Source organism: Lawsonibacter sp. (genome assembly GCF_022777125.1).
Lineage (GTDB): Bacteria > Bacillota > Clostridia > Oscillospirales > Oscillospiraceae > Lawsonibacter_A > Lawsonibacter_A hominis.
In genome coordinates, this window is sequence record NZ_JALFGV010000026.1 from 1 (window position 1) to 20,672 (window position 20,672).

A 20,672-nucleotide genomic window follows, 5' to 3' on the forward strand; every position below is an offset into this window, starting at 1 on the left:
CTGGTCGGCGTGGAAGATCGGGATGTCGCAGCACTCCTTCAGCTTCCGCTCGATCTCAAAGCACCGCGGCGCCGAGATGTCCTCCAGGTTCACGCCCCCGAAGGACCCGGAGATGAGCTGGATGGTGCGCACGATCTCGTCCACGTCGTGGCTCTTGATGCACAGGGGGAACGCGTCCACCCCCCCGAACTCCTTGAACAGCACGCACTTGCCCTCCATAACGGGCATCCCAGCTTCCGGACCGATGTCTCCCAGCCCCAGCACCGCGCTGCCGTCGGTCGCCACCAGGCACATGTTCCAGCGCCGCGTCAGCTCATAGCTCTTGTCCACGTCCTTCTGGATCTCCAGGCACGGCTGGGCCACGCCCGGGGTATAGGCCAGGCTCAGGTCGTTCTTGTCCTGCACGCGCACGGTGGAGATCACTTCGATCTTGCCACGCTTGGCGTAATGCAGCTTCAGGCTTTCTTCCGCGATCGGTGTCATGGTATCACTCATTTCCTCAGGGTTTGGACGGCCCGGCGGGCCAGTTCCGGGCACTTGCCCAGATATTGCATGGGATCCAGCAGGGCATGGATCTGCTCGGCGCCCAGTGCCTGGACCACGGTATCGTTTTTCTTGAGCTCTTCTTCGAAGTTCTTGCCGTTTTGGAACGCGTCCACGGCGATCTGGTTGATGAGCTCGTGGGCGTGCTGCTTGCCGATGCGCTTGCCCAGCTCCAGCATCACGTGCTCCGACTGGGTCAGCCCGCCCAGCCTGTTCAGGTTGGCGCGCATATTGGCTTCGTTGACCTGGAGCCCCGCCATCAGCGCGTCGGCCCGGTCCAGCAGTTCTCCGGCGGCCACGCAGCAGGCCTCGATGTGTTGGCGCTCACCCACGAAATGCATGATGTTGCGCTCGTGATCCACCCACATCATCTCCAACACGGCGGCATGGTGATAGCGGATGTCGCGGGCCAGGCTCATCATGTGCTGGGTGGAGGTGGGGTTGACCTTGTGCGGCATGGTGGAGGAGCCCACCTTGCCCGCCGCCCAGGGCTCGCTGAGTTCGGCGGTCTCGCTGCCCATGAGCAGATAGACCTCCTGGGCGATCCGCCCAAGACAGCCGCCGATGAGCGCCAGCTCTCCCGTAAATTCGGCCAGGCGGTCCCGGGAGGCGTGCCAGGACACGGCGGGAACGCTCAGGCCCAGCTGTTCGGCCATCTTTTCCTGAATGGCGTCCCCATCCTCCCCGAAGGAGACCATGGAGCCCACCGCGCCGGAGAGCTGGAGGGCGAGGATGCGCTGTGCGCTCTGGTCCAGCCGGTCGATGCAGCGCTCCAGCTCGTCGGCCCAGATGGCGGCCTTATAGCCAAAGGTGATGGGCAGGGCCTGGATGTTGTGGGTGCGGCCCATCATGGGGGTATCGGCATGGCGCTGGCACAGGTCCAGCACGGAGGACTGGATGCTCACCAGCTTGGCGCGGGTCAGGGTAAACATGCTGTGGAGGGCCAGAGTCATGGCGGAGTCCATGATATCCTGGGTGGTGGCGCCCAGATGGATGTACTGGCCGCTCTCCGGTCCCGCCGCCGCCTCCAGCAGGCGGAGCATGGAGACCATGGGGTGTCCGGTCTTGGCGTAAAATTCGTCATAGCGGTCCAGGGCCAGCTTCTCCACATGGGCGGCCTCGGAGATGTCCTTCGCCGCCTGCGCGGGGATGATGCCCAGCGCGCCCTGGGCGTTTGCCAGGGCGGCCTCCACCCGCAGCCAGCGGGTGAAGCGCCCGTCCCGGGAAAAAAGGTCGGAGACCTGGGGTAAAATGGCTTCCATCACGCGCCTCACTTGCTGTTTTCAGCGGTGACGAACTTGCCGTAGCCCGGCTCGCCGAAGACCTCGCCGTTCTCCATGACCACACGGCCCCGGACCACGGTGCCGGTAACTGCGCCGTGCATCTTGCGGCCCACATAGGGGATGGTTTGGGTTTTGGTGTAGACCTTGTCCTGTTCGCTGATGACCCATTCCCGGTTCAGGTCCACGATGGTGAAGTCCGCGTCGCTGCCCACCACGTTGGAGCCCTTGCGGGGGTACATGCCGAAGGCCTTGGCAAAGTTGACGGAGGTGACCTCCGCCAGCTTCTCCAGGGACAGGTCGCCCTCATTCACGTGGGAGACCAGCAGGTGGCCGAAGTAGTCCAGCATGGCAAAGCCGGCGCCGGTGTGCAGCGCGTCGTCGCTCTTGTACTCGTTGGGGGCATGGGGAGCGTGGTCGGAGCCGATCATGTCGATGACGCCGTCCCGGATGGCGGCCCAGATCTTGGCCTTGTCGGGTTTTGCGTCGTGGTTAAGGTAGATGTACTTGCCGCCGGCGATGTCATAGATCTCGTCGGAGGCGTCCATGGCTGGCATATACTCGAAGGAGGATACGATGGTCATCTCGCCCCGCTCCTTGAGCATGCGCACCAGGTCGATGTAGCCGGGCATCCAGGCGTGCATGGCGTACCACTTCATCCCCGCCTTCTTGGCGTAATAGGACAGCTGATAGGCCGCGCCGGTCATCTCCTCGTCGGAGTACCACATGTGGCGCACATTTTCCAGCGTGATGGGCTTGCCTTCGGCCTTGATCTGTTCCACTGCGGCATCGAAGAAATATTTGTCGAAGGGGTGGACGGAGCAGTACCTGCCGGTGGCGGCCACGGCCCGGAAGGCCTCGTAGATGCGGTGCGTGTCCAGAGTACCGGCGGTGGTATTGTAGGGATAGGTGGCCACTTTTTCAAAGAGCTTGAACCAGGCCGACCCCTCCTGGGCGATCTCCGTCACGTCCTGGGCGGTGCCCAGAGGGCAGCCGATGGGGTTGAAGTCGATCACGGCGCGCGCCTGGCCGGCCTGGACCTCTTCACGGTAGTCCGCCAGGGTGTTGGGCACGGGCTTCACATTGGGCTGGGGACAGACCATGGTGATGCCGCTGTGGGCGGCGGCCATGGTGCCGGTGTAGAAGTCTTCCTTCTGTGTCAGGCCGGGGTCCCGCAGGTGGCAGTGGCAGTCGATGAAACCGGGCAGTACGTATTTTCCCTGAGCGTCGATGACCCTTGCGCCCTCCAGAGGTACGGCGGGGTCGGCCAGTACGGCGATCTTTTCACCCTGTACGCCCACGTTGAGCTGATAAAAGCCCTGTTCCGTGTAGACGACGCCATTTTTAACCACTAAATCGAAGTTCATATCATGTGCTCCTTTCGAATGATCTGCAAAAAGGGGAGGGCGCCGCCGCAGAGCGGCGGCGCCGGAAAATCAGGCCAGGAATTTGCCTACGATTGTGATCAGATTGTTGATGACGGTGATCATGACGAACAGGTAGGCGATGGAGAGGACCACGGTAAAGCCCTTGCCGACCTTGTAACGGCCCATCTCGTCCTTGCGGTTGCAGAGCAGAATGGTCATGATGCCCAGTATGGGGGTATTGATGACGCCGCCGATCTGCGCCAGGGTCAGAAGCTGGGCGGGCACGCCGCTGTACAGGAAGCCGACCACAGCGGCAAAGACCAGCATGAGGATGCTGATGATGTTCTCCGCCTTGTTCTCCATACCGGAGTCCTTGTCCAGGGACTGGAGCAGCAGGTTGATGCCAAGCTTGGGAGCCATCATGAAGGAGGAGATGGCGGCGGCCAAAAAGCCGATGCCGAAGACGGGACGCACCCAGGCGCCCAGCAGGCCGCTGAGGGCGCTCAGCAGGTCCATGCCGTTTTTGATGGGGGCCCCGGGCAGCAGGTTGGCGCCCACGAAGAAGCAGCACAGGGAGATGACGCCGATGGCGATGACGCCCACGACCACGTCGATGCGCAGGCCGCCCTGGTCGATGTCGCGGGTGGTGTAGCCCTTCTCCTTGGCCAGGGAGGAGCCCCAGGCGCAGGTGCCCAGGGAGGCGGTGGTGCCCAGCAGGGAGAGCATGAGCGCCATGCTGCCGGCGGGCATGCCTACGATACTGTGGGAGACGGTTCCGTCATAGGGGATCCCGGCGGTACCGATGAGGGAGATGATGAAGATAATCGCCATGATGCCCACCAGGACCTTCATAACCGTCTCCATCTTCTGATACAGGTTTTTCAGGAAGAACAGCACGGCGCAGATTACCAGAGCGATGAGACCGCCGTATTTGACGGGCAGGCCGGGGAAAAGCATGTTCATGCCCAGACCGCAGCCCATAAAGTTGCCGATGCCGTACACGCACTGGCCGAGGAAGGCGAACACACCCGCCAGCACGGCCCACACTTTGCCGTACTTTTCCCGGATGCCGACCATCAGGGGCTTGCCGGTGACCACGGTGTACCGGTTCATTGCCAGGGAGAAGACCGCCCGGAAGACCAGCATCACGATAAACCACCAGAACAGGTTATATCCGAAGTTGGCGCCTGCGTTTGTGGAGGAGACGATGGAGCCGGGGCCGATGGAGGTCGCCGCCAGGATGAAGCCGGGGCCCAGCGCCGCCAGGAAGTACTTCAGGCCGCTTTTGTCCGAAGACTTCGTTTGCTCGATGTTTGCCAATTCACTCACCTCTACTACAAATTTGAACGATTCGTGCGGAAGAGCAGCATACCTTCCCGCCTGAACGTAAGTATATAGGGCCGTGGCCGGTCTTTGCAATTGATACATGCCTGTGCGCCTTTATTCTCGAGTCGGCGGCTGTATACAGCGGTATACAGGATGCGTTCACAAACAGAACAGGCTCCCAAGCTCCGGATATTTGTCCGGGATCCCCAGCGCACGCAGACTGCCCCACAGGCCGAATTGATTGCTGGCCAGCACCGGCTTGCCCAGTTCCCGCTCCATCGGCGCGATGATCTCCATGGCGTGCAGGCCCGAGCAGCTTAGCAGGACCGCGTCGGACTCCGGCCGGTCGCAGTGCCGGACCAGATCAAAGATCTCCTCTGCTGTGACGGTCAGAATGTCCCGTGGATCGGAACGCAGGAAGCCCCCCTCGCTTACAATATCCAAGCCGGCTTCGTTCAAAAAGGCGTGTTCCGCCCGGTTCAGCTCGGGGGAAGAAGGGGTTACCAATGTGACGCGCTTTGCCCTGAGTGCCTGCAGCGCCTGCAGCATGCACTCTGCGGATGTGATCACCTGCGCGCCGATCTCCAGACTGAGCGTTTGGGCGTGTGCCAGGGCCGCGGCCCGCCCGTCCACAAAACTGCCGGCCGTGCTGCTGAGCAGCACCACATCGCAATAGGCGTTCTGCGCCAGCAGGGCCGCTGCGTCATCCACAAAGCGGTTCATCTCCCGTATCCCCTCCGGGGTGGAGGCGGTCAGGGGCGTGCGGGTGGTGAGAACGGCCACGCCCGCTGGACGGTAGCGGTTGAAATCGGCTTCTGTGGCATTGCCGGGCGCAGTGGCCACGAGACCGATGCGCCCCCGCCAGCCGTCGGTAAACGGCTTGTCCATATAAACACAACCTTTCTGTTTTCTGCTTTGGGATCATCCGCGCTGGAACAGTGTGCCCAGACCGGGAAGCTGATCCGGAATCCCCAGCGCGCGCAGACTGCCCCACAGACCACACTGATTGCTGGTCAGTACCGGCTTACCCAATTCGTGCTCCAGCGGCTCGATCAAACCATCCACGTGCAAGCCTGTGCAGCTGATGAACATCCCATCCGCATCCGGGGTGTCGGCATCCAGCGCAAATCGGCGCATGGTCTCAGCGGTCAGCTTCGGCGTGTCCTGCGAACGCTCCAGCAGCGCGCCTGTAATGTGGACCACCGTAATGCCGCATGCCTCCAGAAAGCGGCGCTCCAGCGCATTGACCTGGGCGGAATAGGGGGTCACCACGTTCAGCCGGCGCAGGCCCAGCGCCTTCAGCGCGCGGAGTACGCAGGTGCTGGTCGTGGTGACCCTGACGCCGGTGAGTTGTTCCAGATGGCGCGTCAGCTCCTGGTCAAAGCCTTTCCCCCCAAGAAAACTGCCGGCCGTGCAGCTGAACAGGATCAGATCTACAATGGAACTCTTGGCCAGCATGAGCGCCGCGTCATCCACATAGCGATTCATCTGCTGCAGACCCTCCCGGGAAATGCCGAACAGGGGCACCCGTGTGGTCAAAACAGCGACCCCTTCCGGTTTGTAGCGATTGAACTCCTGCTCGGTGGAACTGCCCGGCGCGGGGGTGATCAGGCCGATCCGCCCGCGCTGACCGTCCACGTAGGGAAGGCTCGATTGATCAAGCATAGTAGACCCCACTTTCTGTTTTTTCTTTAGGCATCACCGGACAATTCCCCACGCACATTTTGGCGGCCAATTTGGCCCACAAATGCGTTGCAAAACCTTGCAATACGCAAAGTATTCCTGCGGTTTTGCACCTTTTTGCGGCACAAATTTTCGCGCCGATCCGCACGCGTTGAATCATGCGGTAATGCCCTTATTATATGGAACGCATAGGGGGGTGACAAACGATACATGCCAATATCCATTTATACTGAAATAGGTGAACGTATATTTATGCATACAAGCGTACGCCGTTGACAACACCCGGGATGTGTATATAATAAAGTAGAATCAGGTTTACAGGCTGAAAGGGGGATGTTTATGGACATGCAGATACAGGCGCTGCGTACCCAGATGGTGGAGAAAAAGCAGGCCAGCGATACCTTGTATTACACGGTACGGGAGGCCATCGCCACCGGACTGCTGCCCATGGGCACCCGCCTGCGGGAGGAGGATCTGGCCGAGGCTTTCGACGTATCCCGCACGCCGGTGCGGGAGGCCATGAAGAAGCTGGAGATCGAGCGCCTGGTGGAGACCAGCAGTACCAGCGGTTCCATCGTCCGCCTGCTGACCGTGGACGAATGCCTGGATACGCTGGAGGTGCTGGAGCTGCTGCGGGCCTCTGCGTGCAGCATGCTTCTGGGACGCATCCCCCGCGCGCTGCTGATGGTGCTGGAGCAGAACACCCGCCGGGGCACCAAGCTGACCGACGCGGCCCAGCAGTATGAGAACAACATTGAATTTCATGAGCTGCTGGTCCGCGCCACAGGAAACTCCGTCCTGGCCAAGCTCAGCGAGCAGCTGTCCTTTACCGAGCGGATGATCAACAACACCGTCCTGCCGGTGCGCTACGCCGCCGACTATGCCGAGCACCACCGCATGCTGATGAAGGCCATCGTGGACAACGACCAGGAGGCGGTGCAGCGGGAGCTGGAGCACAGCCGGCAGAAGGTGGAGGAATATATGCGCCGCATCGTCGGCGCCTTCCTGGACGCCGGAGGAGAGTAAAAACGAGAGAAGGAACGAATATGAGAGAACTTGACGCCGGAGTCATCACCCAAGCCGTGCAGCGCCTGTGCATCCAGGCCAATACCCGGCTGCCCCAGGACGTGAAGGATACCATCGCCGCCGCACGCCGGGCGGAGGACTGGAGCGTGGCACAGGATATCCTGGATAAGATCATCGAGAATTATTCCATCGGCGGGGACACCCCGATCTGCCAGGACACCGGGATGGCCTGTGTGTTTCTGGAGATCGGCCAGGACGTGCACATCAACGGCCCGCTGACCGAGGCGGTCAACGAGGGCGTACGCCGTGGCTATACCGAAGGCTACCTGCGCAAGTCGGTGGTCCGGGACCCGCTGGACCGGGTGAACACCGGGGACAATACCCCCGCCATGGTGTACACCGAACTGGTCCCGGGAGAGCAGGTAAAGATCACCGTGGCCCCCAAGGGCTTCGGGAGCGAGAACATGAGCCGGATTGCCATGCTCAAGCCCTCCGACGGGCTGGGCGGGGTGAAACAGTTCATCCTGGAGACGGTGGAGCTGGCGGGGCCCAATCCCTGCCCGCCCATCGTGGTGGGCGTGGGCATCGGCGGCACCTTCGACAAGTGCGCCCTGCTGGCCAAGCGGGCCCTCCTGCGGGAGATGGGCACGCACAACGGCAGCCCCTTCTATGCCCGGCTGGAGCAGGAGCTGCTGGAGAAGATCAACGCCCTGGGCATCGGACCCCAGGGCTTCGGCGGGCGGACCACCGCGCTGGCGGTACAGATCGAGACGATGCCCACCCATATCGCGGGACTGCCCTGCGCGGTCAATATCAACTGCCATGTGGCCCGGCATGTAAGCGAGGTGCTTTGAGATGGCCAAGTATATCACCGCCCCTCTGACGAAAGAGCAGGCCCGCTCCCTGCGGGCGGGGGAGAGCGTTTATCTCAGCGGCAGCGTCTACACCGCGCGGGACGCGGCCCATAAGCGCCTGTGCGAGCTGGTGGAACAGGGCAAGCCGCTGCCCTTTCCCATCGAGGGGGCGGTCATCTACTATGTGGGGCCCTCCCCCGCGCGGCCCGGACAGGCGATCGGCTCCGCCGGTCCCACCACCAGCTACCGCATGGACGCCTATGCCCCCACGCTGCTGCGCCTGGGAGAGCTGGGCATGATCGGGAAGGGCAAGCGAAGCCCGGCGGTGGTGGAGGCCATGCGGGAAACCGGCGCGGTCTATTTCGGGGCCATCGGCGGCGCGGGGGCGCTGCTCAGCCAGTGCGTCAAGTCCGCCCAGCTCATCTGTTACGAGGACCTGGGGGCCGAGGCCGTCCGGAGGCTGGAGGTGGAAAACCTGCCGCTCACGGTGGTCATCGACAGCCAGGGGAATAATCTCTATGAGACCGGCCGGGCCGCTTATCTGGAGCAAAGAAGGTAGGAAGCGGGATGCACCGGCAGAAAGGGAAACGCAGAAACAGGGGATGGCGCCTGCCAATATGGCTTCCGGTGCGGAACACAGATCGCCCGCCTGTGCGTATCCGGACAGGGAGGGATGGATTACGACGACTCTGCAGATGCAGTACTTCATCACGTTGGCCCGGCATATGAACTTCACCCGTGCTGCGGAAGCGCTTTTTGTCTCTCAGCCTTCCCTCAGCCGCCATATTGAGCTGTTGGAGCAGGAGTTGGGGTTTGCGCTGATCGAGCGGGAGAAAAAGCAGATATCCCTCACCCCCGCGGGGGAGGCCATGCTGGTCACGCTGAAGAGCGCCCTGCGGCTGATCGAGGCCGGGCGGGAACAGGGTGCGCGGCTGGCACGGGGATCTCAGGGGTTGCTCCGGGTGGGACTGCTGGATTCCCTGGACGGAGACGCGCTGCTGCCCAACCTGATCGCACCGTTCCGGCGGGAATGCCCCGACGTGCGCCTGGAATTTGAGCGGCACAGCTTCAACGCCCTGCGGGACCGCCTGAGCTGGGGCAAGCTGGATGTGCTGATCACCGTGGATATCGACTGCGAGAATCTGGCCGGGGTGGCGACCCGTCCGGTCGCCTCCTTTCCCAAGGTGCTGCTGATGAGCCGCCTGCACCCCCTGGCCGGACGTTTGGACCGCAGCTTTGCGGATTTTCGGTCGGATACCTTTTTTATCCCCGGGGAGGAGGACTCCCCCGGCCGGGAACAGGCGCTCTGCGCGGTCACCGGCCGCTGCGGATTTACGCCGGCCTGCATTCGGACGGTCCCCAACCTGGAATCGGCGTTTTTCAGCGTAGCGGCCGGACTGGGTGTGATGATTGTGGATAAAAGCACCAAATACATCCGGGACCCGCACTGTACCTATCTGGAGCTGGACGAGGCAGATGCGCCCCGTGCGGTACTGGTGGCGGCATACCGGCAGGATAACACCAACCCGGCCGCCAAACGCTTTTTGGAGCGCCTGAAGGCCTGAATACAGCGATACCCGGACCCCCGCCTTGCGCGGGGGTCCGGGTATTTTTACAGCATCTCCATTTTGGCGCGGTATTGCTCGATGGAGTGCCGGATTTCCTCCTGTGACATCCCGAAAAAGGTATCGGAGTAGCCATAGAGGTAGTAGTTGTTCTGCGCGTCTTCCGGGTCTGCCAGGCAATCCGTTAAAAAGTCCAGGAACAAAAAATAGGATTCCAGCCGCTGCCGGCGGCACAGATCGGCGCAGGCCGCGCCGTCCCGCCGCGTCAAGGCGTCCAGCCAATCCCGGTGCTCCTGGATGGACATGGACATCCGCCCGATGGAATGCAGCGCAATGGAGGTATAGGGGTAGGTGCGCCGGTGGGTGTTGCGGATCAGCTCAAACAATTCGCGGTTGCCGCAGGCGCGGTAGATGCCCATGTGGAATTCATCGTTGAGGATCTGGTAAGTGGAGATGTCCTTGCTCCTGACGGCGCTCTCCATACCGCGCATCAGACCCCGGAGCTGCTCCAGCGTTTCCCCGGAGATCAGAGAGGCCGCCAGACGGCAGGCGCAGGTCTCCAGAGCGATGGACACCTGAATCAACTCATAGAACTGGTCGTAGTTGCATTTATGTACCCAGGCGCCACGGTGGGGTGCGGATTGGACCAGACCTTCCTGTTCCAGCTTCAGCAGGGCCTCCCGGATCGGCATGGGGCTGACCTGATAGCGCTGGCTGATGGCGTTGACCACCAGTTTTTCCCCCTGACCCAGGGTTCCGTCCATAATCTCCCGCTTGAGCCGCTCGTAAGCATAGGTGGTTTTTGTGACAAACTCCACCTTCTCCATAAAGCCACCTCCGGCTGAGAATTGATTTTTTATCAAATGTAGTGCTTTTATTATAGCATTTGCCACGGGAAATACAAGCCCTGCGAAAAAACTTCTGACAAAAAACAGAAAAATTTGTTGCTTATTTCAACAAATGAATCGTATGATTCAAACTGCGTATAAGTCGTTTTGGATAAAAATTTTGTGAATTTGCTGGTGAACCTGTCAATTGACGGCGGCAGTTTTCCACAGTACAATCTAGTTAAATCAAATATTAAATTTTTGATATTTGATTTTTTATCACGAGGAGGACCTGCTTATGATCATTGATATGCGTACCTATACGTATCATCCGGATACCTACCGCCCCTTCCTGAAGTTTTACCGGGAGCAGGGGTACGCCATTACCTCGAAGCACCTGGGGTATAACCTGGGACTGTTCACCGCCTCCAGCGGCGTGGTCAACCGGACGGTGCAGTGGTTCGCCTATGACAGCCACGACCATCGGGACGCCTGCCGCAAGGGCTACCTGACCAGCGGCACCAAGATCGATTTTACCAACGATGCGGACAAGATGATCCGTCAGCAGGAGAGCCGGGTGCTGATCCCAACGGAATTCTCCCCCCTGCGCACCATTGATCCCAATCATCCCCTGCTGACCGACCCGGCCTGCGAGCGGCGCATGTTCGAGTTTAATACCTATGAGTGCAGGCCCGGGCAGCTGTCCGCCGCGCTGGAGCTGGTGGAGAAGCAGCTCTTCCCCCGGGCGCAGCAGTTCGCGGAATGGACCATCGCCTACCTGACGGGCGACAGCGGCCCTGAGCGTATCTACGAGCTGCGCGCCTACCGCACGCTGCAAAGCCGCATGGAGCGCAACCGGGCCATGCGTGCGGATCCCCAGTACCGCCAGATCCTGGAGGAGCTGGGCAGCCGCCTGCGGGAGACCGATTCTGTGATCTGGGAGACCCAGACCATGTCCCCGCTCCACTGATGAGAGACCCATCTTCGGATGTAAAAAGGAAGACTCAATTTATTTTAAGGAGGAACATCATGAAAAGAATCACTGCGATCATTCTGTCTCTGGCGATGGTATTCGCCCTGACAAGCTGCGGCGGGCAGTCCGGTACGGGCGCCCCTCAGACCAGCGCTCCCGAGACCTCTGCCCCTGAGACCGCTGCCCCGGAAACCACGGCCCCGGATACGACTGGCCCCAGCTTTGACGAGGCCGTCAAGCTCACCTTTGCCACGGCCGGGAAGGCCGGCTCTCTGTCCGCCCTGATGTATGAAAACTGGATGGATATGGTCACCGAGCGCTCCGGCGGCAAGATCACCTTCGATTATCAGCCCGGCGGCGTGCTGGGCAACGAGGGCGAGCTGTTCCAGCAGATCATGGACGGCGTCATCGAGGCCGGCGGCGGCGGCATTGCCACCTATACCAACTATAACACCCTTGCTGAAGTCTACCAGCTCCCCTTCCTCATCAACTCCTATGAGACCGAGTGGGCCGCCCTCCAGACCCCCGAGTGGGACGCCATCATCGACGCGGTGGAGGAATCCATCGGCTCGGTCTACATCTGCGGCGCTGTGGACGTGGGCATGCGTCATATCGCCACCGTGGACAAGCCCGTCACCTGTCTGGCGGACCTGGCCGGCCTGAAGATCCGCACCGCCTCCTCCAACGTTTTGATCGAAGCCCTGGAGGACCTGGGGGCCAACCCCATCGTGGTCGGCTATACCGAGGTATACTCCGCCCTGTCCAACGGCATCGTGAACGGCGAGGACGTCAACTACATGACCGCCGTGGTCCAGAGCCATTATGAGGTCACCAAGTACTTCACCGAGGTCGGCATGTACCCCTACCCCACCTTCCTCTGCTTCAATAAGGATTTTGTGGACTCCCTGCCCGAGGGCTATTGGGACTTCATGCAGGAGTGCATGGACGAGGCGATGGAGACCTTCTTTACCGAGACCATCGTGGGCGCCGACGCCGAGTACCGCAAGACGCTGGAGGCAAACGGCATGACCGTCTACCAGCTGGAGGACCCGGACGCTTTGCGCGAGGCCATCCAGCCCCTGTACGATGAGTACACCGCCCAAGGCACCGACCAGCGCATCATTGACTTCATCGCGGCTGTAGAGTCGATCAAGGCCGCGCAGTAAGCACAGCCGTACCGTCCGATTTCCGCCCCCTCTCCTGACAGAGAGAGGGCGGAAACCCTTAAGGAACCGTTGATTGAATCAGCGTTTCCTGAATCAACAGGAGGAACATTCAAAAAGATGAAAGCCTATTCAAGAATTTGTGATGTGGTGTTCAACATCGTGAAATGGATCGTGGCCATCGCCATGATGTTTATGGTGATCCTCACCTTTGTGGAGGTCATCCGCCGCTACTTTTTCCATCAGAACTGGGTCTGGTCGGAGATCCTGGTGCGCTACCTCATCGTCTGGTGCACCTTCCTGGGCGGCGCGGCCGCCTACCGGGTGGGCGCTCTGACCAACTTCGATCTGGTGACCCAGAAGCTGGGGAAGAAGACGCAGCTAGTCCTGGAACTGGTCTGCACCGTGATCATCCTGCTGCTGTCGGTCTGGCTGACCAAGCTGGGCGCCGACTCCTTCCTGCGCCCCTCCATCGCCAACCAGATCAGCGTGGAACTGCATATCTCCGTCAAGTGGATCTACCTGGGCATTCCCGTCGGCCTTGGCGCTATGGCGCTGTTTGCCATCGAGAAGCTGCTGAAGGTGATCAGGGAGCTGAAAGCCGTCGGCTCCGCCGCCCCCGGGAAGGAGGTTGAACAGGCATGATCATTGCCATTATCGTATTTGCAGTCCTGCTCTGCATCGGCATGCCCATCGCCATCTGCCTGGGCCTGTTCGGCATCGCCCACATCACCACCATGGGCAACCCGGCCTTCTTTGATATCATCATCGGCCGCATGTTCTCCGGTGTGAGCATCATCAGCATCTCCTGCATCCCCTTCTTCATCATGGCGGGCGAACTGATGAACAGCGGCGGCATCACCCGCCGTCTGCTGGATTTCCTGCGCAGCTTTATCGGGCGCCTGAAGGGCGGCATGGCCTACTGCACCATCGCCCTGTCCGCCATCCTGGCCGCCATCCTGGGCTCTGCCCAGGCCAATGCGTCCCTGCTCAACCAGATCCTGCCCGCCCAGCTGGAAAAAGACGGCTATCCCCCGGAATATTCCGGCGCGCTGATCTCCGCCGCCTCGGTATTGGGCCCTATCATTCCCCCCAGCACCATGTTTATTTTCTACTGCTTCCTTACCGACGTGTCCATCCAGTATATGTTTATTGCCGGCATTATCCCGGGTATTATTCTGGCGCTGGCGTACTGCGTCACGGTCTTTATCAACATGCGCAAGATGGACATCAAAAAGCCTGAGGGCAAGTTCAATCTGAGGGAATTTGGCGTCTCCTTCGTCAAAGCCATTCCCGCGCTGCTGGTGCCTGCCATCATCATCGGCGGCGTGCTGTCCGGCTTCTGCACCGCCATCGAGGCCGGCGCCGTGGCCTGTGTGGCCGCTTTTGTCGTCAGCCTGATCTACCGGGAGCTGGATCTCAAGAAGATCCCCGCCATGATGCTGCGTACCGCCATTTCCACCGGAGCCATCTTCCTGATCATCGCGTTTGGCAACCTGCTGGCCTGGACCATGGCAAAGGACGGCATCGCCGATCTGATCATCTCCGCCATCCTGGCCGTTACCAGCAACAAGTACCTCATCATTTTCCTGATCCTGCTGCTGCTGGTCCTGGTGGGCTGCGTGCTGGACATGGCTTCCGCCACCCTGATCTTTATTCCCGTGATGTTCCCGCTGATCCAGATGATCGGCATGGACGTGGTCCACTTTGGTATCGTCTTCTCGCTGATGATCACCATCGGTATGATCACACCGCCGGTGGGGCAGGTGCTCTTTATCACCTGCAATGTGTCGGGCGTGGGCTTCAAGCCGCTGTGCCAGCGCATCTGGCCCTTTATTGTGGCCTCCTTTGCCACCACCTTTGCGCTGGCTTATCTGCCCGACATCGTGCTGATCCTGCCCAGACTGTTTGGCTATCTGGGCTGAAAGGAAGTGTGAGCGATGCGAATCGTGGGACTCAGCGGCGGACGCCGCAGCGGAAACAATGAGCTGATGCTCAAAACCGCCCTGGCCGCAGCCAAGCAGGTCTGCGGGGCGGAACTGGAGATCATCCGTCTCCAGGATCTGAAGCTGCGCGACTGCATCGGCTGCGAGACCTGTATGCGCGGCCTGACCACCGGAGGCGACGGCCTGTGCGTAGTCAGGGACGACGATATGCCCTGGTTCTCCGCCGCCGTGAAGGAGGCGGACGCGCTCATCCTTGCCACCCCCATCTACGACCTGATCCCGACCGGTACGGTGGTCACGCTGCTCAATCGTGTGCTGGGCATCGGTAAGGAGTACCAGACTTACTGCCGCACCCACCCCAAGATCGGCGCGGCTATGGCCCTGGGCGGTTCCGATTGGATCAATCTGACCGAGCCGCTCATGGATCTGACGGTGCGCAACCTGAGCAAGGGCAGCGTGATCGTGGATAAGTTCGTGGTGGGGCATAACCCCGCCCCCTCTATGGTGGTGCTGGACGAAGCGGTCCTGGAGCGCGCCGCGCTGCTGGGCCGCCGGGTGGGCGAGGCCCTGATGGACCGGGAGCATGCCGGCTTCGCCGGCGACTCGGGCGTCTGCCCGGCCTGTCACTGCAACCTGCTGGAGCCCAGAGGCGGCGCCCGGGTGGGCTGTCCCTACTGCGACGCCGAGGGGACCGCCGTCATCCGGGACGGGTCCCTGGTGGTGGAGTGGGACGCCGACAAGGTGCGGGACAACCGGTTCGGTCCCGCCGGCGATGCGCACCACCGCGCCGATATCGCCGCCAGCCACAAAAAGGCGGGAGAGAACCGGGAACGGATCCGGCAGCGGGTACAGGAGCTGGAGGACTTCGACGGCGTGTTCGTCCAGCCCCCCAAGCGGGATCCGAGCACAACGAAGGAGTGATTTTTATGCTGGAGCGTTCCATTTTAAACGGCATCTATGACCTGCACATCCACACCGGGCCCTCGGTCGCCAAACGGCTGCTGGACGCGGGGGAAATGATGAAAAATGCCCAGGCGGCGGGCTACCGGGGGTATCTGGTCAAGGATCACTACGCCCCCTCCGCCCACGGCTGCTGCCTTGTGGAGCACAATATGGGCGACGGCTCCTGCCGCTGCTACAGCTCCATCGTCCTCAACAACTGCGTGGGCGGGCTGAACCTTCTGGCGCTGGATGTGGCCTATCATATGGGCGCCCGTATGGTGTATATGCCGACCGTATCCTCCCGTCTGCACATCGAGGATCATAAGGGACGCAAGTTCCTGGGCTCGGGCAACATGACGACCACCGGTCTGGAGGAGCCTATCTATCTGCTGGATGGGAACAACAAGATCATCCCCGAATGCGTGGAGGTGCTCAAGTATATTGCCGAAAAAGGCGATTTGGTGCTCTCCACCGGCCATATCTCCTGGCAGGAGATCGACGTGCTCATCCCCACCGCGCTGGAGCTGGGGGTCAGGAAGATCGTCGTCAATCATCCCAGCTTTACCATTATGGCCCCCCACGACGTGATCGCCCGCTGGGCCAAGTGGGGCGCCTGGATCGAGATGACCGCCTGTGAATTCGGCGCGGTGGTCTTCAACGACGACAGCAGGTTCAACCCCATCGCTCTGTTCAACCAGTATCTGGACGCCGGTGTGCCCATGGAGCAGATGTTTATTTCCACGGATTTCGGACAGTCCATCTCTCCGGAGCCGGTGGAGGGCATGTACAAATTCCTCAGCCTGATCCATGAGCAGCTGGGCTACGGCGCCGATGTGCTGGAGCGTATGACCAAGACCATCCCCGCTTACCTGATGAGCGTGGAATCATGAAAGGAGTTTTCCATTATGGACGAGAAGAAGTATGAGACTCAGAAACCCATGATGTACGACATCAAGGAGCACGAATTCGCCTGCGGCAAGCAGAACGGCCGCATCCAGTTTATCCAGATCTCTCCCAACGTGACCCTGCAGTACTGCGAGATCCGTCAGCCCCACGAGGTGGGGCCCCACCGCCATGATTACGAGCAGATCATCTTTATCCCCCAGGGCGAGTGTGATTTCTGGGTGGACGGAGTGCCCTACGCCATGGACGCGGGCTGCTTCATGGTCGTGCCCCCCAACGCCGAGCATTACCTGGAGGCCAAAGGCAACATGTTCGTGGTAGACTTCGACATCTTTACCCCCAAGCGCACCGACCGGGTCCAGAGCAAGCGCATCTGTGACCGGGGTCACAAGAACTGGGATAAGGCCATCACCGACGCCGTGGTGAAGGAGAGCGAGGAATGAACCGCAGCGAAACCCTGAAGGCGCGCATCCGCTCCGGAAAACCGGTCTTCGGCACCTTTGTCAAAAACAATTGCCCCAACCTGGTGGAAATGCTGGGGTGGGCGGGGTTCGACTTTGCCATTCTGGACTGCGAGCACTCCAGCTACAGCTATGGGGAGCTGGAGAATATGATCCGGGCGTGCCAGCTGGCCGGCCTGGCCTCCATTCCCCGCATCGCCTGCCCGGAGCCCTGGCAGGTCCATCACGGCCTGGAGAGCGGAGCCACCGGCGTACAGATCCCCAGCATCCGTTCGGTGGAGAACGCCGCGGAGTGCGCGCAGGAGGCCGTCTTCTTCCCCGGCGGCACGCGCAGCCCCAATCCGGCCCTGCGGGCGGGACAGTACGGCTGCTGGACCGGGGAGAAGAGCTATCTGGAGACCAAGAAGGAGAGTTCTTTGTGCGTGGTGCAGGTGGAGTCCATGGCTATGGCCGCCGCTGTGGAGGAACTGTGCCGCATCCCCCAGATCGACGTGCTCTTTGTGGGCCCGGGCGACCTGAGCATGTCCATGGGCAAGCCCGGAAAGCTGAACGACCCTGAGGTGGCGGCCGTCATCGAGGACGTGATCCGCCGCGGCCTGGCCGGGGGCAAGGCCATGGGAATGCTCTGCGGCAACGCCGACGCGGTGAAAAAGTATGTCGACCTGGGCTGCACCTATCTCGCTTACGCCAGCGACAGCGGCATGATCGCAAACGCGTTTCGGCAGGTCAGCCGCGATGTGTTCGCACCCTATCGCTGAGGTGAGCCATGAGCAAGCTTTCGCACAATAAGCTGGCCGCCAAGGAGCAGGTCCTGGAGCAGTTTCACAGCGGCATGTCGCTGCTGGCGGGAGGCTTTGGCTCCGCGGGCTATCCCACCCTGCTGTATGAATGGCTGTATGAGACCGACTGCACCGAGCTGGACATCATCACCTCCGGCGTGGCGCCTGCGGACAAGCCCTTCCAGCTGGGATTTGCGGGCCTGCTGCGGGATAAGCGGATCCGCAGCCTGACCCTGACCCACGCGGCCAATAACCCGGAGGTGGGCCGCCAGAAGGTGGAGGGCACCCTGAAGGTGGAGGCGGTGCCCCAGGGCACCTTTGTGGAGCGTATCCGCGCCGGAGGCGCCGGGCTGGGGGGCGTGCTGACCCCCACCGGCATCGGTACCCCGGTGGCCGAGGGCAAACAGATCCTGCACATCAACGGCAGGGATTATCTGCTGGAGCTGCCCATCCGGGCCCAGGTGGCCATTCTCCGGGCGGAGAAGGCGGACAAGATGGGCAACCTGATGTTCCGCCACACCAGCCGCAATTACAACACCGTCATCCCCACAGCGGCCGACATGGTCATCGTGGAGGTGCCCGAGCAGGGCATCGTGGAGGTGGGGGAGATGGCCGACAACGAGGTCATGGTCCCCGGTATCTTCGTGGACCTGATCGTCCCCATCCCGAAGGGAGGCGAGTTCTTTGAGCGATAAACAGGAACTGCGGGAGTTCATCGCCCGGAACGTAGTGGCCCTGCTGCACCCCGGAGACCTGGTGAATCTGGGCGCCGGCATCCCTTCCCACGCGGCCAATTATATCGGTGTGGACTCCGGCATGATGATCCAGACCGAATGCGGCACCATCGGCGGCGGACCGCTGGCGGCGGCGGGGGAGGAGGACTACACCCTCATTGCCCCGGACACCCGGCCCTCCACCCTGCTGTACGACGGGGTGTGCTTTGACAGCGCCCTGTCCTTCACCATGATCCGGGGGGGCCACCTGGACGTGACCGTTCTGGGCGCCATGGAAGTGGCGCAGAACGGCGATATGGCCAACTGGGAGGTCCCCGGACAGGCGCTGAAGGGCATGGGCGGCGCCATGGACCTGTGCGCAGGCGCCAGGCGGGTCATCGTGGCCATGGAGCACTGTACCAAGACCGGCGCGCCCAAGCTGGTGGAGCGGTGCGCCCTCCCCCTGACCTGTCAGGGCGAGGTGGACACGGTGGTCACGGAGCTGGCCGTCATCGACGTGACGGAGGAGGGCTTTGTGCTGCGTGCCCTGGCGCCCCATGCCACGCTGGAGGAGGTGCAGGCCAAGACGGCCGCGCCCCTTCACGTCCCGGCCCGGGTGGGCCGTATGGTCGATTGAATGCAGCAGGCAGCCGGGGACGGAAGCGGACGGTTCCTCCGCATCGGGGCAGGCATACGCCTCCTGCCGGAGCTGCTTCCCGCACGGCCGGTGGGAGACCTTCCCATCCCGCTGCCGCCGGCCCGCCGGTTCCGCGCCTTCCGGCGCAAGTACGGCATCAAATCCGTCCGCTGAATCTGCGCCGCGGATGCGAAAGGATTGAACACAGAATGAGTGATTTAAGCAACCGGGTCATCCTGACGGTGGCCCCCACCGGCTCCTCCACGCCGGCGGCCAAGTGCCCCGGCTTGCCGGTGACCCCGGCGGAGATCGCCGCCGAAACCTATGAGTGCTGGAAGGCCGGCGCCTCGGTCGTGCACCTGCACGTGCGGGACGACCAGGGCAACGCCAGCATGGAGTACGAAAAATTCCGGGAGAGCGTGGCGCTCATCCGGGAAAAGTGCGATATCGTCATCAACATGACCACGGCGGGCGGCTTCGGCGTCCCCGACGACGAGCGCATCCTCCCCTTGGATCTGATCCCCGAAATGGCCACCATGGACGCCGGTTCCATGAACGTAAAGGGGGACTTCGTCTTCCATAACAGCGTGGCGTTCCTGGAGAAGCTGGGCCGCCGCGCCCAGGAGCTGGGCATCCTCCCGGAGATCGAGGTCATGGACACCGGGATGGTGTATACCGCGCTGCGCCTGATAGAGCAGGGATATATCAAGTCCCCCCCCCACTTCCAGATGGTGCTGGGGATGGAAAACGGCATGGCGGCCACGGTGGAAAACCTGGTGTACATGAAAAACCTCCTTCCGCCCGGCGCCACCTGGAGCGCCTTCGGCGTGGGCAAGGCCCATCTGACCATTCTGATGGCCACCCTGGCCTTGGGCGGCCACGTACGGGTGGGGATGGAGGACAATATCTATCTGGACGCCGGACAGAAGGCCAGCTCCAATGTGGATTTTGTGGAGCGGACCCGCCGGATCATCGAGCTGAACAACAAGCGCCCGGCCACCCCGGAGGAGACCCGGGCCATGCTGGGCCTGCGGAGCCGTCAGGCCTGTATGGATTACGCGCTCCAGTTCAGCGCCCGCCCCGACCGGTGCGGCTGAGGTGACGGTGGACGGTACGGCGCTCCGCCCGCTGCACCTGGGGATCAGCGTGGAAAGCATTGAGGCGTCGGTCCGGTGGTACGGGGAGATGCTGGGCTTTACCCTCCTGTCCGACGCCGAGATGCCGGCGCTGGAGAGCCGGGTGGCGTTTCTGGGCAACGGCAGCTTCCAGCTGGAGCTGTTCCAGCACCGGCGCACCCTCCCCCTGCCGCCCGGGCGCAGAACGCCCAATGACGATATCCGCACCCAGGGGACCAAGCATATCTGCTTTGCACACGAGGACGTGCCGGGGCTTTTGGCCGAGCTGCGCAGGAAAGGCGCGGACGTGGTGATGGAGCAGGTCGTCAAGGGAAAGCCAATGGGCTTTGTGCGGGACAATAACGGCATTCTGATCGAATTTATCCAGTGTCAAACGCCGGCAGCGGAAACCGGGGGGCTGACCGCGTCTCACCCGCCGCTCCCGACCGCTGCGCGGCAAACAGAATCGAGCGTTTTTCGATAAGGTAAGATAAGGGAGCTGTTGACAAAGTCTGTTTTCAAAAATATGGCCTTGCAAAAAGTTTATCAAATAGCATATATTTGATAGT

Annotated in this window: 23 protein-coding genes; 16 read left to right on the plus strand and 7 right to left on the minus strand. The window is 61.6% G+C overall.

Translation table 11 applies throughout. The annotated features are described in order from the left end of the window. The 6 genes from MR825_RS02210 to MR825_RS02235 all read right to left on the minus strand — a co-directional run. A partial coding sequence (locus MR825_RS02210) for an NAD(P)-dependent malic enzyme (protein ID WP_441328103.1) occupies positions 1 to 483 on the minus strand: 483 nt, incomplete at its 3' end. An 8-nt stretch (positions 484 to 491) separates the two neighbouring features. Continuing rightward, positions 492 to 1,805: a class-II fumarase/aspartase family protein gene (locus tag MR825_RS02215; protein WP_287878531.1), complete on the minus strand. Its 1,314-nt coding sequence runs from the start codon at positions 1,803 to 1,805 to the stop codon at positions 492 to 494. Positions 1,806 to 1,813: 8 nt separating this feature from the next. Continuing rightward, positions 1,814 to 3,190 carry a dihydroorotase gene (locus MR825_RS02220; protein ID WP_287878533.1) on the minus strand — a complete coding sequence of 459 codons (1,377 nt, stop codon included), beginning with the start codon at positions 3,188 to 3,190 and terminating at the stop codon, positions 1,814 to 1,816. 69 nt (positions 3,191 to 3,259) lie between these two features. Next, positions 3,260 to 4,510, minus strand: a complete 1,251-nt coding sequence (locus MR825_RS02225) for an Nramp family divalent metal transporter (RefSeq protein WP_287878535.1) — start codon at positions 4,508 to 4,510, stop codon at positions 3,260 to 3,262. 165 nt (positions 4,511 to 4,675) lie between these two features. After that, the gene (locus MR825_RS02230; RefSeq protein WP_186908752.1) at positions 4,676 to 5,404 is read right to left on the minus strand and encodes a maleate cis-trans isomerase family protein; all 729 of its coding nucleotides are present in this window, start codon (positions 5,402 to 5,404) and stop codon (positions 4,676 to 4,678) included. Between the two features lie 33 nt (positions 5,405 to 5,437). Continuing rightward, positions 5,438 to 6,181, minus strand: a complete 744-nt coding sequence (locus MR825_RS02235) for a maleate cis-trans isomerase family protein (protein WP_186908751.1) — start codon at positions 6,179 to 6,181, stop codon at positions 5,438 to 5,440. 357 nt (positions 6,182 to 6,538) lie between these two features. Here MR825_RS02235 and MR825_RS02240 point away from each other — a divergent pair, with 357 nt between their 5' ends. The 4 genes from MR825_RS02240 to MR825_RS02255 all read left to right on the plus strand — a co-directional run bounded on the left by MR825_RS02240 (position 6,539) and on the right by MR825_RS02255 (position 9,644). Next, positions 6,539 to 7,225, plus strand: coding sequence for a GntR family transcriptional regulator (locus tag MR825_RS02240; protein ID WP_186908750.1), 687 nt, complete (start codon positions 6,539 to 6,541; stop codon positions 7,223 to 7,225). 20 nt (positions 7,226 to 7,245) lie between these two features. After that, complete coding sequence (locus tag MR825_RS02245; protein WP_287878539.1) at positions 7,246 to 8,079, plus strand: fumarate hydratase; 834 nt, start codon at positions 7,246 to 7,248, stop codon at positions 8,077 to 8,079. A gap of 1 nt (position 8,080) precedes the next feature. Beyond that, positions 8,081 to 8,638, plus strand: a complete 558-nt coding sequence (locus tag MR825_RS02250) for a Fe-S-containing hydro-lyase (protein WP_186908748.1) — start codon at positions 8,081 to 8,083, stop codon at positions 8,636 to 8,638. A 136-nt stretch (positions 8,639 to 8,774) separates the two neighbouring features. Next, the gene (locus MR825_RS02255; protein ID WP_287878542.1) at positions 8,775 to 9,644 is read left to right on the plus strand and encodes a LysR family transcriptional regulator; all 870 of its coding nucleotides are present in this window, start codon (positions 8,775 to 8,777) and stop codon (positions 9,642 to 9,644) included. Between the two features lie 47 nt (positions 9,645 to 9,691). Here MR825_RS02255 and MR825_RS02260 read toward each other — a convergent pair whose 3' ends face one another. Beyond that, positions 9,692 to 10,471, minus strand: coding sequence for a GntR family transcriptional regulator (locus MR825_RS02260; protein WP_186908746.1), 780 nt, complete (start codon positions 10,469 to 10,471; stop codon positions 9,692 to 9,694). Between the two features lie 298 nt (positions 10,472 to 10,769). On the opposite strand from MR825_RS02260, the gene MR825_RS02265 reads away from it, so the two are divergent. The 12 genes from MR825_RS02265 to MR825_RS02320 all read left to right on the plus strand — a co-directional run bounded on the left by MR825_RS02265 (position 10,770) and on the right by MR825_RS02320 (position 20,587). Next, positions 10,770 to 11,441, plus strand: a complete 672-nt coding sequence (locus tag MR825_RS02265; RefSeq protein ID WP_256176492.1) for an NIPSNAP family protein — start codon at positions 10,770 to 10,772, stop codon at positions 11,439 to 11,441. A gap of 59 nt (positions 11,442 to 11,500) precedes the next feature. After that, a complete protein-coding gene (locus tag MR825_RS02270; RefSeq protein WP_287878545.1) occupies positions 11,501 to 12,610 on the plus strand; it encodes a TRAP transporter substrate-binding protein in 1,110 nt (369 codons plus the stop codon). Between the two features lie 117 nt (positions 12,611 to 12,727). After that, on the plus strand, positions 12,728 to 13,252 hold the full coding sequence (locus MR825_RS02275) for a TRAP transporter small permease (RefSeq protein ID WP_186908743.1): 525 nt from the start codon (positions 12,728 to 12,730) through the stop codon (positions 13,250 to 13,252). Continuing rightward, positions 13,249 to 14,532, plus strand: coding sequence for a TRAP transporter large permease (locus MR825_RS02280; protein WP_186908742.1), 1,284 nt, complete (start codon positions 13,249 to 13,251; stop codon positions 14,530 to 14,532). Before MR825_RS02275 ends, MR825_RS02280 begins: the two co-directional genes overlap by 4 nt. 15 nt (positions 14,533 to 14,547) lie before the next feature. Continuing rightward, the gene (locus MR825_RS02285) at positions 14,548 to 15,474 is read left to right on the plus strand and encodes a flavodoxin family protein (protein WP_186908741.1); all 927 of its coding nucleotides are present in this window, start codon (positions 14,548 to 14,550) and stop codon (positions 15,472 to 15,474) included. A gap of 5 nt (positions 15,475 to 15,479) precedes the next feature. Then, complete coding sequence (locus MR825_RS02290; RefSeq protein ID WP_186908740.1) at positions 15,480 to 16,385, plus strand: DUF6282 family protein; 906 nt, start codon at positions 15,480 to 15,482, stop codon at positions 16,383 to 16,385. Positions 16,386 to 16,400: 15 nt separating this feature from the next. After that, positions 16,401 to 16,841, plus strand: a complete 441-nt coding sequence (locus MR825_RS02295) for a cupin domain-containing protein (RefSeq protein ID WP_186908739.1) — start codon at positions 16,401 to 16,403, stop codon at positions 16,839 to 16,841. Continuing rightward, positions 16,838 to 17,617, plus strand: a complete 780-nt coding sequence (locus MR825_RS02300; RefSeq protein WP_186908738.1) for an HpcH/HpaI aldolase family protein — start codon at positions 16,838 to 16,840, stop codon at positions 17,615 to 17,617. The genes MR825_RS02295 and MR825_RS02300 overlap by 4 nt, the downstream gene beginning before the upstream one ends. Before the next feature lie 8 nt (positions 17,618 to 17,625). Continuing rightward, positions 17,626 to 18,333: a CoA transferase subunit A gene (locus tag MR825_RS02305; RefSeq protein WP_186908737.1), complete on the plus strand. Its 708-nt coding sequence runs from the start codon at positions 17,626 to 17,628 to the stop codon at positions 18,331 to 18,333. After that, complete coding sequence (locus tag MR825_RS02310) at positions 18,323 to 18,988, plus strand: 3-oxoacid CoA-transferase subunit B (protein ID WP_186908736.1); 666 nt, start codon at positions 18,323 to 18,325, stop codon at positions 18,986 to 18,988. The genes MR825_RS02305 and MR825_RS02310 overlap by 11 nt, the downstream gene beginning before the upstream one ends. Positions 18,989 to 19,197: 209 nt before the next feature. Further along, positions 19,198 to 20,085 (plus strand): 3-keto-5-aminohexanoate cleavage protein, encoded by an 888-nt coding sequence (locus MR825_RS02315; protein WP_287878554.1) that lies wholly within the window; start codon positions 19,198 to 19,200, stop codon positions 20,083 to 20,085. Between the two features lie 7 nt (positions 20,086 to 20,092). After that, positions 20,093 to 20,587: a VOC family protein gene (locus MR825_RS02320; protein ID WP_207723818.1), complete on the plus strand. Its 495-nt coding sequence runs from the start codon at positions 20,093 to 20,095 to the stop codon at positions 20,585 to 20,587. Positions 20,588 to 20,672 lie beyond the last annotated feature (85 nt).